Source organism: Siccibacter colletis (assembly GCF_000696575.1).
Classification (GTDB): Bacteria; Pseudomonadota; Gammaproteobacteria; order Enterobacterales; family Enterobacteriaceae; genus Siccibacter; species Siccibacter colletis.
Genome location: NZ_JMSQ01000008.1, coordinates 274,011 through 288,190, shown reverse-complemented (window position 1 = coordinate 288,190; position 14,180 = coordinate 274,011). Strand labels below are relative to the sequence as shown.

General features: G+C 57.8%; 13 protein-coding genes and 1 tRNA gene. 4 read left to right on the top strand and 10 right to left on the bottom strand.

The genetic code is table 11. The features are described from left to right. Positions 1-2: 2 nt before the first annotated feature. The 3 genes from nepI to ET34_RS22520 form a co-directional block, all read right to left on the bottom strand. Positions 3-1,184 (bottom strand): purine ribonucleoside efflux pump NepI, encoded by a 1,182-nt coding sequence (nepI, locus tag ET34_RS0111445; protein ID WP_031522161.1) that lies wholly within the window; start codon positions 1,182-1,184, stop codon positions 3-5. 92 nt (positions 1,185-1,276) lie between these two features. After that, positions 1,277-1,729, bottom strand: a complete 453-nt coding sequence (locus ET34_RS0111440; protein ID WP_031522160.1) for a DUF1198 family protein — start codon at positions 1,727-1,729, stop codon at positions 1,277-1,279. 234 nt (positions 1,730-1,963) lie between these two features. Then, positions 1,964-2,058, bottom strand: a tRNA-Sec gene (locus ET34_RS22520). A gap of 291 nt (positions 2,059-2,349) precedes the next feature. On the opposite strand from ET34_RS22520, the gene ET34_RS0111435 reads away from it, so the two are divergent. Together ET34_RS0111435 and yicI are read left to right on the top strand one after the other, a co-directional pair. Beyond that, complete coding sequence (locus ET34_RS0111435; protein WP_031522158.1) at positions 2,350-3,744, top strand: glycoside-pentoside-hexuronide family transporter; 1,395 nt, start codon at positions 2,350-2,352, stop codon at positions 3,742-3,744. A 12-nt stretch (positions 3,745-3,756) separates the two neighbouring features. Continuing rightward, complete coding sequence (gene yicI, locus ET34_RS0111430) at positions 3,757-6,081, top strand: alpha-xylosidase (protein WP_031522156.1); 2,325 nt, start codon at positions 3,757-3,759, stop codon at positions 6,079-6,081. Between the two features lie 146 nt (positions 6,082-6,227). On the opposite strand, the gene ET34_RS0111425 is transcribed toward yicI, so the two are convergent. Genes ET34_RS0111425 through ET34_RS0111415 form a run of 3 tightly spaced genes read right to left on the bottom strand, consistent with a single transcriptional unit; the run spans position 6,228 to position 7,640 of the window. Continuing rightward, positions 6,228-6,929 carry an ArsR/SmtB family transcription factor gene (locus ET34_RS0111425; protein WP_031522155.1) on the bottom strand — a complete coding sequence of 234 codons (702 nt, stop codon included), beginning with the start codon at positions 6,927-6,929 and terminating at the stop codon, positions 6,228-6,230. Between the two features lie 2 nt (positions 6,930-6,931). After that, positions 6,932-7,324: an amino acid-binding protein gene (locus ET34_RS0111420; RefSeq protein ID WP_031522153.1), complete on the bottom strand. Its 393-nt coding sequence runs from the start codon at positions 7,322-7,324 to the stop codon at positions 6,932-6,934. Between the two features lie 4 nt (positions 7,325-7,328). Continuing rightward, the gene (locus tag ET34_RS0111415; RefSeq protein WP_031522152.1) at positions 7,329-7,640 is read right to left on the bottom strand and encodes an antibiotic biosynthesis monooxygenase family protein; all 312 of its coding nucleotides are present in this window, start codon (positions 7,638-7,640) and stop codon (positions 7,329-7,331) included. A 294-nt stretch (positions 7,641-7,934) separates the two neighbouring features. Here ET34_RS0111415 and ET34_RS0111410 point away from each other — a divergent pair, with 294 nt between their 5' ends. Both ET34_RS0111410 and ET34_RS0111405 read left to right on the top strand, forming a co-directional pair. After that, positions 7,935-8,177, top strand: coding sequence for a ribbon-helix-helix domain-containing protein (locus ET34_RS0111410; RefSeq protein WP_031522150.1), 243 nt, complete (start codon positions 7,935-7,937; stop codon positions 8,175-8,177). A 2-nt stretch (positions 8,178-8,179) separates the two neighbouring features. Further along, positions 8,180-8,551 (top strand): type II toxin-antitoxin system VapC family toxin, encoded by a 372-nt coding sequence (locus ET34_RS0111405; RefSeq protein WP_031522148.1) that lies wholly within the window; start codon positions 8,180-8,182, stop codon positions 8,549-8,551. A gap of 40 nt (positions 8,552-8,591) precedes the next feature. Here ET34_RS0111405 and fdhE read toward each other — a convergent pair whose 3' ends face one another. The 4 genes from fdhE to fdnG are packed head-to-tail and all read right to left on the bottom strand — an operon-like array spanning position 8,592 to position 14,115. Next, a complete protein-coding gene (gene fdhE / locus ET34_RS0111400; RefSeq protein WP_031522147.1) occupies positions 8,592-9,521 on the bottom strand; it encodes a formate dehydrogenase accessory protein FdhE in 930 nt (309 codons plus the stop codon). Next, a complete protein-coding gene (fdoI, locus tag ET34_RS0111395; RefSeq protein WP_031522145.1) occupies positions 9,518-10,153 on the bottom strand; it encodes a formate dehydrogenase cytochrome b556 subunit in 636 nt (211 codons plus the stop codon). Before fdoI ends, fdhE begins: the two co-directional genes overlap by 4 nt. Further along, positions 10,150-11,052 (bottom strand): formate dehydrogenase subunit beta, encoded by a 903-nt coding sequence (fdxH, locus tag ET34_RS0111390; RefSeq protein ID WP_031522144.1) that lies wholly within the window; start codon positions 11,050-11,052, stop codon positions 10,150-10,152. Before fdxH ends, fdoI begins: the two co-directional genes overlap by 4 nt. A gap of 12 nt (positions 11,053-11,064) precedes the next feature. Next, positions 11,065-14,115 carry a formate dehydrogenase-N subunit alpha gene (fdnG, locus tag ET34_RS0111385; RefSeq protein ID WP_152548385.1) on the bottom strand — a complete coding sequence of 1,017 codons (3,051 nt, stop codon included), beginning with the start codon at positions 14,113-14,115 and terminating at the stop codon, positions 11,065-11,067. Between the last annotated feature and the right edge of the window lie 65 nt (positions 14,116-14,180).

Sequence of the window (14,180 nt, the reverse complement as noted above, 5' to 3'; positions counted from 1 at the left end):
CGTTAGTTCACCCGGACTTTGAGGGTCACCAGCAGCGCGGTTAACAGCATCAGCGTGCCGGACAATACCAGCGGCGAAAGCAGGCCCAGTGTATCAAGAGCATAGCCGCCTACCGCCGCGCCGCAGGTGTTCGCCAGCTGGATCACCGCCACCTGCACGGAGCCGGCTTTTTCCGCCTGGTCGCTCAGCGAGCGGGTGATCCAGGTTGACCAGCCTACCGGCACCAGCGCAAAGCCCAGCCCCCAGACAATCGCCACGGCGGAGGCCACCACTTTACTGTCGCCCCACAGGATCAGCGTCAGCGCGCTGAGGGCGATGACCAGCGGCGCGACAGCCAGCGCCAGCTTCACCGAGCGTTTCAGAATAGCCGACGACAGCGAAGTGCCGACAAAGCTGGCGATACCGAAGCTCAGCAGCACCAGCGTCAGCCCATCTACGTCAAAGCCTGCAAGGCTGGTATACACCGGACGAATATAGGTGAAGAAGGAGAACTGCCCGGCAAAGGACATAAAGATGGCAACCATGCCGGCCAGCACGCCGGGACGCTTCAGCAGGCTGATCATATTCTGTTGCTGGTGCGCGGCTTCGCCCGGCAGCGACGGCAGTGATTTCCACACCCAGAAGATGCTGACCAGCCCCATCACCGCAGCGGCGTTAAACACGTGACGCCAGCCGATAATGCCGCCGAAAAAGCTGCCCAGCGGCGCGGCAATCACCAGCGCAATCGACACGGCACCGAAGATCACCGACAGCGCTTTCGGCACCGTTCTTGCGGGAACCAGACGCATGGTCAGCGAAGCCGACATCGCCCAGAAGCCACCGAGCGCCAGGCCCAGACAGGCGCGGCCAATCAGCAGCACGGTGAAGCTGTTGGCGAAGGAGACCAGCAGGCAGGAGAGGGTCAGCAGCACGGAAAACAGGATCACCACATAGCGGCGATCGGTGGTGCCGATAATCCGGGTGATAAACAGGCTGGCAAACATGGCGACGAACGCGGTAACGGTCACCGACTGGCCAGCCAGCCCTTCGGAGATACCCAGGTCATGCGCCATCGGCGTGAGCAGGCTCACCGGCAAAAACTCGACGGTAATAAGGCAGGCGACGCAGAACGCCACGGCGAATACCGCAGACCAGTTCGGCCGGATGGCAGCATCCGGACGCGATGAGGAGGAGTGTGGGGTCATGGAGTCACCTGACGTGTTACACGGAAAATGAAGAGGCGCAGTGTAACACCGTCAATGTGACGTGCTTAACATTTTGGCAACTATGGCAACACTCAGTGCAACACGTAGACGTTGTCGTCCGGCATAAACAGGGCGTTATAACGCTCCTGAAACGCATTCAGATCCTGCATATCCGGCTCCAGCTCGCGCAGCAGGCCAAAGGCCAGCCGGATATGGGCATCGCTTAACGGCGCGGCCAGACGGGCTTTGCGCAGCAGGCGATACCACTGACGCAGATGCGATTCGCTGCCATCAACAATCATCACCTGCCAGATCAGCAGCACCTGGGCGGCGCTGAGCAAATTTTTGTCGTCGGCCCGCTGGAGATAGCGCAGGTACTCCTGCCCGGCGTCTTTACCCATCTGATCGATCATCGACTCCACCGGCACGGCGCTGATCCCCAGCCGCTCGGTGAGACGGCGGATAGCGCGCCTGACGTCCGAGGTTAACACCCGAAAACCAACTACAAACACCACCGCCAGCGTGGCCAGCATCAACCAAATCATGTGTTCTCCTGTGTGGCGTCACGCCGCTCTACCCTGGTACGACATCGCTCGGGGTACGCTGAATAGTAGCTAAAAAAGGTGAACCCAGAGCGCTTTCATATGCGGGTCATCCTGCCATGAAATGACAGATAACGCAGATTTATCGGTACGGACGGTCACAGCGACATCGGCGGTGATAAGAAAGGAAAAACAGAGGGGGAAATATAAGATAAGAGTAACGAAAGAACAGCATTTTGGCGGAAGATCACAGGAGTCGAACCTGCCCGGGGCCGCTGGCGGTCCCAACTGGAGTTGAAGTCCAGCCGCCTCACCGGAGACGACGATCTTCCGCGCCTGCATTGCTACATGGAGGCGGGCGCATTATAGCTACATTCTTAACGTAACCACATCCCCCCGCTGTGTTTTTTATTTTTCGAACCGTCTGTTTTACCCGCAATTTTGGATAAAGCCCCGCGTTTTCCTCGGGTTAGTCATTTCATTTTCCTCGTTAGAGCTACACCGATCACAAAAATCAGGAAACGTAATTTGATAACCAGAAAACAGAATACCCGGCGGCGGTGGGATGGTTTACAACCTCGGTTACGTTTTTTAGCTGCTAAAAAGCCCCGAGGATCAACGTGATGAGCAATCAGGTGTTGTCTGTGAAGGAGAAAATTGGCTACGGCATGGGTGACGCCGCCAGCCACATCGTCTTCGATAATGTGATGCTGTACATGATGTTCTTTTATACCGATATCTTCGGTATTCCTGCCGGGTTTGTCGGCACCATGTTCCTGCTGGCGCGTGCGCTGGATGCCATCTCCGACCCGGTAATGGGCCTGGTGGCCGACCGCACCCGCAGTCGCTGGGGCAAGTTCCGCCCGTGGATCATCTTCGGGGCGCTGCCGTTCGGCATCGTCTGCGTTTTCGCCTACAGCACGCCGGACCTCAGCCTGACCGGCAAAATGGTTTACGCCGCGATCACTTACACGCTGCTGACACTGATGTATACCGTGGTCAATATTCCCTACTGCGCGCTGGGCGGCGTGGTCACCAGCGACCCGCAGCAGCGCATCTCGCTGCAATCCTGGCGCTTCGTGCTGGCGACCGCAGGGGGCATGCTGTCAACGGTGCTGATGATGCCGCTGGTTAACCTGATTGGCGGTGAAGATAAAGCCCTCGGCTTCCAGGGCGGGATTGCTGTGCTCTCGGTGGTGGCCTTCCTGATGCTGGCGTTCTGCTTCTTCACCACCAAAGAGCGCGTACAGACTCCGCCCAATACCACGCCAATGCGCGAGGATCTGCGCGACATCCTGCAAAACGACCAGTGGCGCGTCGTGGGCATTCTTACCATCCTCAATATCCTCGCGGTGTCGGTGCGCGGCGGGGCGATGATGTATTACGTCACCTGGATTATGGGCTCCCCGGCGCTGTTTACCGCGTTCCTGACGACCTACTGCGTCGGGAATCTGTTTGGCAGCGCGCTGGCTAAACCCCTCACCGACTGGAAATGCAAAGTGAGCGTGTTCTGGTGGACCAATGCGGCGCTTGCCGTGCTGAGCTTTGCAATGTTCTTCGTGCCGCTGCATGCCAGCGTGCTGATGTTCGTATTCATCTTTGTTATCGGTGTGCTGCACCAGCTGGTGACGCCGATCCAGTGGGTCATGATGTCCGATACCGTGGACTACGGCGAGTGGCGCAATGGCAAGCGCCTGACCGGTATCAGCTTTGCCGGGACGCTGTTCGTGCTGAAGCTGGGCCTGGCTATCGGCGGAGCGCTGATTGGCTGGATGCTGGCGGGCGGCGGCTATAACGCGGCGGCCACTACCCAGAACAGCGCCACCATCAGCATCATTATCGCGCTGTTCACTATCGTGCCGGCCATCTGCTATCTCATCAGCGCCGTGGTAGCGAAGCGCTATTACACCCTGAAAACACCGTATCTGACGTCAATCATGTCGCAGCTGGCCGACAGCGCCCGGCGCAATCAGCAGGAATTTGAGCAGGTGCCGGTTCGCAAAGAATTTCAGCAGTAAGAGGATAAGACGATGAAAATCAGTGATGGTAACTGGCTGATCCAGCCCGGTCTGACGCTAACGCATCCGCTGCAGGTGTTTAATGTCGAGGTACGGGGTCGTGAGCTGGTGGTGTATGCCGCGCCACGCGACGTGCGCGAGCGCACCTGGCAACTGGATACGCCGCTCTTCACCCTGCGCTTTTTCTCGCCACAGGAGGGCATTATCGGTGTGCGCATTACGCATTTTGAGGGGGTGGCTGACAGCGGTCCACATTTCCCCCTCAACGCAGAGGCGACCTATCCGGTGCGGCTCGATAACGGCGATGATTACGCCGAACTTTCCAGCGGCAGCCTGAGCGTACGCATCAGTAAGGGCGAATACTGGGCGCTCGACTTCCTGCGCGACGGCGTGCGCATCACCGGCAGCCAGGTGAAAAATAACGGCTACGTGCAGGACGGCACCACCGGGCGCAACTATCTTTTCGAGCGTCTCGACCTCGGTGTGGGCGAGACGGTGTATGGCCTGGGCGAACGTTTTACCGCGCTGGTGCGTAACGGGCAGACGGTAGAAACCTGGAACCGCGACGGCGGCACCAGCACCGAGCAGGCCTATAAAAACATTCCGTTTTACCTTACCAACCGTGGGTATGGCGTGCTGGTGAATCATCCCGAGTGCGTGTCGTTTGAGATTGGCTCGGAGAAAGTCTCGAAGGTGCAGTTCAGCGTGGAAGGGGAGCATCTGGAGTATTTTGTGATTGATGGCCCGACGCCAAAAGCCGTGCTGGACCGTTATACGCGCTTCACCGGCCGGCCCGCGCTACCGCCTGCCTGGTCATTCGGGCTGTGGCTCACCACCTCGTTCACCACTAATTATGACGAAGAGACGGTGAATAGCTTTATCGATGGCATGGCGGCGCGCAACCTGCCGCTGCACGTGTTCCACTTCGACTGCTTCTGGATGAAAGCCTTCCAGTGGTGTGATTTCGAATGGGACCCGGCTACTTTCCCGGACCCGGAAGGCATGCTGAAACGTCTGAAGGCGCGCGGTCTGAAAATCTGCGTCTGGATTAACCCGTATATCGGCCAGAAATCCCCGCTGTTCCGCGAGGGGATGGAGAAAGGTTATCTGCTGAAACGCCCGAACGGCGCGGTGTGGCAGTGGGATAAATGGCAACCGGGGCTGGCGATCGTTGATTTTACCAATCCGGAAGCAAGCGCGTGGTACGCCGGGCATCTGAAACGACTGGTGGCGATGGGCGTGGACTGCTTTAAAACCGATTTCGGCGAGCGCATTCCCACTGACGTGGTGTGGCACGACGGCGCCGATCCACAAAAAATGCACAACCATTACGCGTATCTCTATAACGAGCTGGTGTGGAACGTGCTGAAGGAGACGGTGGGCGAAGAGGAAGCGGTGCTGTTCGCCCGCTCGGCCTCGGTGGGTGCCCAGCAGTTCCCGGTGCACTGGGGCGGCGACTGCTATGCGAATTATGAATCAATGGCTGAAAGCCTGCGCGGCGGGCTGTCGATTGGGCTTTCCGGGTTTGGATTCTGGAGCCACGACATTGGTGGATTCGAAAACACCGCACCGGCACACGTCTATAAGCGCTGGTGCGCGTTTGGTCTGCTCTCCAGCCACAGTCGCCTGCACGGCAGCAAATCCTATCGCGTGCCGTGGGCCTACGATGACGAAGCCTGTGACGTGGTGCGGCATTTCACCGAGCTTAAGTGCCGCCTGATGCCATACCTGTATCGCCAGTCTGCGCTGGCGCGGGAGTGCGGTACACCGGTGATGCGCGCCATGATGCTGGAGTTCCCGGACGACCCGGCCTGCGACTATCTGGACAGGCAGTACATGCTGGGTGATGCGCTGCTGGTGGCGCCGGTATTCAGCGAGCAGGGCGAGGTAAGCTTCTGGCTACCGGAAGGGCGCTGGACACACCTGTGGCACAACGATGTGCTTACCGGCAGCCGCTGGTACAAACAGCAGCACGATTTCCTGAGCTTGCCGGTGTATGTACGCGACAACACGCTGCTGGCGCTGGGAGCCAACGACCAGCAACCGGACTACGCCTGGCATGAAGGCACCGCCTTCCAGCTGTTTAATCTCGACGATGGCCGTGAGGCATTGTGCGAGGTGCCCGCAGCGGACGGTTCTGTTCTGTTTACCCTGAGGGTGAACCGCACCGGTAACCAACTGACAGTGCACAGCGAGGGCACCGCGACCGACTGGACGCTGTGCCTGCGTAATATTCCGCAGGTGACAGGCGTTGATGGTGCAACGCTGGTGGGCAGCGAGTGGGGCATAGTGATCGCCCCAACTCAGGGCGTGAGCAGTTTCAGCATCACGCTTTAAGTCGTAAAGCCGGATGAAGCCGCCCGCGGGCGGCTTTTTTGTTGCGTCTGGCAAGCGGTACAACGAAGACAGGCGCGCGGTTTATCTGCCCTGCCATTTCCTGGCTATCGTAGCCGGGCAGCTAAATGCAACGCACCGGTGCCAGCTTATACCTCAACGTTAAACAACTTTTTGAGCGCCAGACGCCCGGCTGGTGTGATGGTCACCTCCCTGAATCCGGGCGTGCGCACCAGCCATCCTTTGTGCTCGCCGTGCAGGAAAAGCGCTGCACCCGCTTCGCCACCAAGATGAAAGCGCCGTTCGCTCCAGTCGAGACAGGCGCAGCATGCCTTTCGTCGGGGGCTGGGACTGAGCGCAATACCAGCCTGCTGAAAACGCGCGCGGCCTTTCTCTGTCAGCGCCGCACCATCTGCCTGCAGCCAGCCCTCATCCACTAACGCCGCATAAATGTTTACGGCGACTTCACCCGCCAGATGGTCATAGCAGGTACGAGCATTACGCAGATGCTGCGGTGTGCGGGTTCGCATCGGGTCTGTCCGCTTCCAGGATACGCCCATCATCCCCTCAAGCAGCGCGGCGATGTCATGACCGGCGAGGCGATAATAGCGATGCCTGCCCTGGGAGAGGCAGGTGATCAATTTTCCCTTTACCAGACGCGCCAGATGCCCACTGGCAGTGGATGAGGCGATATCGGCAACGGCGCTCAGCTCGGTCGCGGTCCAGGCACGCCCATCCATTAATGCGCAGAGCATTTTTACGCGCGAGGCATCAGACATTGCGGCGGCAACCGCGACGATCGCGTCTTCGAGGGCATCGTCATGCCCGTCTGGCGTAGAAGGTTTAAGCATATTCACTCACGGGTGATGGGCCAGCGCTGCGTAACCCGGTGCGCCAGTTCAGGATTATCCGTGACAAGGATAAGCTGATTCGCATGATCGCTGTATTGGGTAATGATATTAATGCCCGCATCTGCCAGGGCTGCGGCAATCTCACCTAACTCGCCGGGACGCTCCTGCTTAAGTTTACGCATCAGCGGCTGGCAGACGTTTTCAACCCTGAACCCTTCGCGCTCCAGCACCGCACGGGCTTTTTCACCCTCCGCCACCAGGAAATGCGCATGCGAGTCGCTCCCGGCGCTGAACACACCGCCGCCCTCAAGGCCGATACCGTGTTGACCAAGCACATAACCCAGGGCTGCCAGTTGACCTGGCGTGTTTTCCAGCACTACGTGAATATCGTACATCGGCTTATCCTTGCATATCTGATGAGTAATCTCTGACCACCTGAGCAATGCGAATCCGGTAGTGGGCGAAAATGGAAGCGCGCCCTTCGGTCTGTGCTTCGCGGTGCAATACGTTACGCTTCCAGCTCAGCACGGCGTCTTCATTCTGCCACCATGAGAGCGACAGGATCTTCCCCTCGCTGGTCAGGCTCTGAAACCGCTCAATGCTGATAAAGCCCTCACTATCTGCCAGCAGGGGCTTAAGTTCCGCCGCCAGCGCCAGATAACGCGCCTGCTTTTCCGGTAATACGTCTGCTTCAAAAAGTACCGCAATCATTTGTTTGCTCTCCGTCAGGGGGAGCGACAAATCTATCCTGCGCCATAACCTGATGCTTCGGTGAAGAGCGAACTGTGCCTGCGTTGCGCGGTTTTCACCTGTGAAAAGTTCAGCGTTTATACCCTAAACGACACGGAAGAAAAACGCCGTCATGCAGGGAAAAAACGTTTCTGGAAAGCACCTCGCAGAAGGGGAATTACCTCCGAAACCTGACTTAACCGCACGAAGAAAAAGGATTAGCCTTTTGCAAGTGGCGATTCAAAAACGAACGATGATGATATACTGAGGTGATATATGGTCATGACAGTAGAGAACATTATGGGACGAATTCTTCTCGACTTACCTGACGAGGCGATCCGCCGCCTCGATCACCTCAAACAGCGCCGCAATACCGCCAGAGCGGAGCTACTGCGCGAAGCGATTGAGCAGTATCTGGAAAGGCAGACACAAAATGTTCTTCACGAGGCGTTAGGCCTGTGGGGGGAGGCGGCTGAAGATGGGCTGGAGTATGAGCGAAAACTACGTGAGGAGTGGTAGGCATGGAGGGCGTGGCGGTATTCGATACCAACATCCTTATCGATCTTTTTAGTGGGCATCAGCAGGCGGCAAAGGTGATGGAACAGTATCCCATTAATCGCGGCATCAGCCTGATGACATGGATTGAAGTAATGGTAGGGGCAAAAAAACACGGTCAAGAAATGCGTACGCGTGAGGTACTGGAGGCGTTTGATGTGTTACCGATTTCAGCCGCAGTAGCAGAGCGCAGCGTAATGATTCGCCAACAGCACGGTATGAAACTGCCTGATGCCATCATTCTGGCAACGGCGCAGGTTAATTCTCGTGTGCTGGTAACGCGCAACTCGAAGGATTTCGCTGGCATAAGCGGCGTAACGATTCCCTACAATTTATGATAACCCGCCCCCAATAATGAGGACGGGTTGACGGGAAAAACTACTCACCCTCTCCCGGGAACAGGAACGGGTTGATGGAGCTGCGAGCGAAGCCCTCTTGCTCCATGCGTGCATCCAGCACCAGCGAAGCCAGGTCATCCGCAACGGCTTCGACGTTGGGGTCTTTTTCCTGATAAAGGATCTTCAGGTAAGTGCCGCAATCGCCGCAGCTTTCGGCCTTGATGGCCGACTGTTCGGAGTCGATTGACCAGTAGTTCAGATCGCGGGTCTGTTCGCAGTTGCTGCACTTGATGCGCACCACGTGCCATTCGCTCTCGCACAGGTTGCAGTGCAAATAGCGCAGCCCCTGGGAGGTGCCAATCTGCACGATGCTGGAAACCGGCATACTGCCGCACACCGGGCAGAACTGACGCGCTTCGCCATACTCGGCGCGCGCTTTGCCGGGGATCAGGCTGGCCATCTGCGCCCAGTAAAGCGACAGCGCGGCCCAGATGAAGGGCGCTTTGTCGCTGCTGACATCGGCGAAGTCGGCAGCAAACAGTGCGCTCGCCATCGCTTCCAGCTCCTGCGAAGAGGCCTTCTCCAGGTTCTCAATCACCGCCAGCGCCGGGCCAGTCATTTCAGGCTTCAGCTCGGCGATAAGGGAGTGCAGCAGGCGTTGCCAGTGCGCATCGCGTGGCAGAATATGCGCGTCCAGCGGCGGTTTGCCCTGTGCTGCGGCTTCCTGCAGACGTGTCGTCAGGTCCATCTCCAGCGGGTGGTCATAGAGCACCACTTCCTGAGCATGGGCGATTTGCGCCGCGAAACGCAGATAGTCGCCTAACGGATTGTTCTCCGCCAGCTCGCGCAGACGTGTCGCGCGGCGGTTATAGAGATTTTTCAGTCTGGGGAACAATAACGGCGGAATGTTCTCCGCCGTGCGTTTCTCGCTTTTCTCCAGCTGATCTTGCGGGATGATGCGAATACTCATTCAGATGATTTTTCCTGTTTCTGGCGGACTTCACGGTACCAGCGCGGGTGATGTTTCTTCGCCCACGTTGAGGATACCCAGCCTTCCACCATTGCGGTGATGGTGCCTTTTACCCAAAGGGCGGCGTAAATATGCACCATGATAACCACAATTAACGCCACTGCGGCAAATGAATGTACCAGCAGCGCCACGCGAATCAGCGGGATCGGGAAAGCCTGCGCAAAGTATGGACGCCAGATCACCACGCCGCTCACCAGCAGCAGCACCAGGAAGATAATCGCCGCCCAGAACACGCATTTCTGGCCGAAGTTATAGCGTCCGGTGTCGCCCACTTCCTCATTGACCACGATCTTGCGGATGTTTTTCGCCCAGAAGATATCGTCGCGGTTAATCAGGTTGTGGTGCCAGTAACGGAAGAACATGATGATGAACGAGGCAAACATCACCACACCCACGAAGGGGTGCAGGATGCGCGCCAGCTGCGGCGTGCCGAGAATGCCCATCAGCCAGTTGAACGACGGGAAGAAAAAGCCCAGCCCGCTCACCGACGCCAGCACGAAGCAGAAGGCGGTGACCCAGTGGTTGATGCGTTCCGGCGCCGTGTAGCGCACGATGGTGTCACGACGTTTCATTTGCGCACCTCGTCTTTCTCTTCATCAAGGTTGTCTTCCTCTTCTTCCGCACGGTTCGGGCCCACGCCGACGTAGTGGAAGACGCTGGCGGCGAAGGTGGCCGCAAAGCCGATAGCGGCGAGCGGTTTCCAGATGCCTTTCCAGAACTTCACGGTTTCGCTGATTTCCGGGTTCTCCGGCAGGCCGTGATAAAGATTCGGCTTGTCGTTGTGGTGCAGCACGTACATCACGTGTGTACCGCCAACCCCTGCCGGATCGTACAGGCCTGCGTTTTCATAACCACGGGTTTTCAGCTCCGCCACGCGCTCGCCCGCCAGCTGCTTCATATCCTCTTTGGAACCAAAGTGGATAGCGCCGGTTGGACAGGTCTTCACGCACGCTGGCTCCTGGCCCACGTTGACGCGGTCTACGCACAGGGTGCACTTGTAGACACGGTTGTCTTCCGGGTTCAGGCGCGGTACGTCGAACGGGCAGCCCGCGATGCAGTAGCCACAGCCGATGCACTGCTCGGACTGGAAGTCGACGATACCGTTGGCGTACTGAATGATAGCGCCTTCGGACGGGCACGCCTTAAGGCAGCCCGGATCGGCGCAGTGCATACAGCCATCCTTGCGGATCAGCCATTCCAGTTTGTCGTTCTGCTCCACTTCCGAGAAACGCATCACCGTCCATGACTTGGCGGTCAGGTCGGCCGGGTTGTCATACACCCCGACGTTGTTGCCCACTTCGTCACGCAGGTCGTTCCACTCTGAACAGGCCACCTGACAGGCTTTACAGCCGATGCAGGTGGTTACGTCGATAAGCTTCGCCACTTCCTGCTGGTGATCCCGCGCCTGAGGCGCGGGAGTGAAACTGTTAGTCGCGGAACGACGGATGATGTCTTGAGATTGATAAGCCATGATTCGTCTCCGTTACACCTTTTCCACATTCACCAGGAACGCCTTGAACTCCGGCGTCTGCGTATTCGCATCGCCGACGAACGGCGTCAGGGTGTTGGCGATAAAGCCTTTCTTCGCCACGCCTTCGTAACCCCAGTGGATAGGAATACCGATGGTATCGACTTCCTGACCGTGGACGTTAAGCGTGCGGATACGTTTGGTCACCACCGCCTTGGCTTTGATGTAGCCACGGTTGGAGGAGACTTTCACCGTATCGCCCTGGGCGATGCCGAGTTTGCCCGCCAGCTTCTCACCGATCTCCACGAACTGCTCCGGCTGCGCGATGGAGTTCAACAGCGCATGCTTGGTCCAGTAGTGGAAGTGCTCGGTCAGACGATAGGTCGTACCCACGTACGGGAACTTATCTTTTTTACCCATGGCTTCCATGTCGCCTTTAAAGACGCGGGCTGCCGGGTTAGAGATAACGTTCGGGTGCAGCGGGTTGGTACCCAACGGCGTTTCAAACGGCTCGTAGTGTTCCGGGAACGGACCTTCGGCCAGTTTATCCATCGCAAACAGACGACCCATCCCTTCAGGCTGCATGATAAACGGCCCGACATCGCTGCCCGGAGGCGCGGTGCTGTAGTCCGGAATATCAGCGCCAACCCATTTACCGTTGGCGTAAGACAGAAGCTGACGCTTCGGATCCCACGGTTTACCCTGCGGGTCCGCAGAGGCACGGTTATAAAGGATGCGGCGGTTGAGCGGCCAGGACCATGCCCAACCCAGGGTGTTGCCCAGGCCTGACGGGTCGGCGTTGTCGCGGCGCGCCATCTGGTTGCCATCTGGCGTCCAGCTTCCGGCGAAGATCCAGCAGCCACTGGACGTGGTGCCGTCATCGCGCAGGTGTGCGAAGGTGCCAAGCTGATTGCCTTTCTTCGCCAGCACATCGCCGGTAACCGGGTCGATAATATCGGCCAGCGCTTTACCGTTGCTTTCCATCGCTACTTCTTCCGGCGACGGGTTGTGCGGCGTGGAGTAGTTCCAGCTCATGTTCAGCACCTGCTCAGGGCAGGCGCCGCCCTCTTCGGCATACATCTTGCGCAGGCGCATGAAGATACCGGCGAGGATTTCACCGTCGTTCAGGGCTTCGCCCGGCGCGTCCTGACCTTTCCAGTGCCACTGCAGCCAGCGGCCGGAGTTAACGATAGAACCGTTTTCTTCGGCGAAGCAGGTGGACGGCAGACGGAACACTTCGGTCTGAATGCTGGCGGTGTCCACATCGTTCTGCTCGCCGTGGTTCTGCCAGAATGTGGCAGTCTCGGTGTTGAGCGGATCGATGGTGACGAGGAACTTCAGTTTCGACAGCGACGCGACGACTTTGTTTTTGTTCGGGAATGAGGCGACCGGGTTAAAGCCCTGGCAGAAATAGCCGTTCACTTTGCCCTGGTTCATCATTTCGAAGTACTGCAGTACGTCGTAACCCTTATCCCACTTCGGCAGCCAGTCAAAGCCCCAGCTGTTTTCCGCGGTCGCCTTGTCGCCGTAGAAGGCTTTCATCAAGGAGACGAAGAATTTCGGGTAGTTACTCCAGTAGTTCACCTGGCCTTCGCGCAGCGGTGTCGGCGTGTTGGCGGTCAGGTAGGTCTGGAGGTCGGCCTGTTTCTCGCTTGGCAGCGTCATGTAGCCGGTCAGGCTCTGTGACAGCAGGCCAAGGTCGGTCAGTCCCTGGATGTTGGAGTGGCCGCGCAGTGCGTTAACGCCGCCGCCTGCCATGCCCATGTTGCCGAGCAGCAGCTGGATCATTGCCATCGTACGGATGTTCTGGGCGCCAACGGAGTGCTGGGTCCAGCCAAGTGCGTACAGGAATGAGGCGGTTTTGTCGTGAACACTGGTTTCGGCAATGTATTCACACACCTTCAGGAAGTCTGCTTTTGGCGTTCCGCAGATGTCTTCCACGATTTCCGGCGTGTAGCGAGAAACGTGGTGCTTCAGCAGATTCCAGACGCAGCGCGGGTGGCTGAGCGTGGTATCGCGTTTGGCGAAGCCTTTCTCATCCAGCTCGTAGTTCCAGGAGGTTTTATCGTATTTGCGTTTGTCCGCGTCGTAGCCGGAGAACAGGCCATCTTCAAAGCCAAAATCTTCACGCACGATAAGGCTGGCGTTGGTATAGGCTTCAACGTATTCGCGGTTAAACTTGTTGTTATTCAGCAGGTACAGCAGTACGCCTGACAGGAAAGCAATGTCAGTACCGGAGCGGATCGGTGTATAGAAATCGGCAACCGACGCCGTACGCGTAAAGCGAGGATCGATAACAATCAGCTTCGCGCCATTATGGATTTTGGCTTCCATCGCCCAGCGGAATCCCACCGGATGCGCTTCTGCCGCATTCCCGCCCATCACAATGATGAGGTTGGCGTTCTTCATGTCGACCCAGTGGTTGGTCATCGCACCGCGACCGAATGTTGGAGCAAGACTTGCTACCGTTGGTCCGTGTCAGACACGCGCCTGGTTATCGACGGCTAACATGCCGAGCGAACGCGTAAATTTTTGAGTTAAATAGCCGGTTTCGTTACTTGATGCGGACGCACACAGCATACCGGTGGAGAGCCAGCGGTTTACGGTCGTGCCTTCGTCATTCTTCTCGATAAAGTTGGCGTCACGGTCTTCTTTGACCAGCTTCGCGATGCGGTCGAACGCCTCGTCCCAGCTGATGCGCTGCCATTTATCGGAACCCGGAGCACGATATTCCGGATACTTCAGGCGGCTTTCGGAGTGGATGAAATCCACAAGGCCCGCGCCTTTCGGGCAGAGCGCCCCGCGGTTTACCGGATGGTCCGGGTCCCCTTCGATGTGAAAAATAGATGCTTTGGCGTTTTTCGCACCGTCGCCGAGGCTATACATCAACAGCCCACAACCAACGGAGCAGTACGTACAGGTGTTACGGGTTTCACGGGTGCGCAGCAGTTTATATTGACGTGTTTCTGCCAGCGCTACGCTGGGTGCAAAGCCCAGTGCCGCTACCGTGGTGCCTGCCATACCGCCAGCGCAGATCTTAAAGAACTGCCTTCTGCTGACCTGCATGGTCACTCCTTACTTTTGACATTACTCATCACCCCGTTGGTAGCCGCGTTGCTTATTGTTTCCTG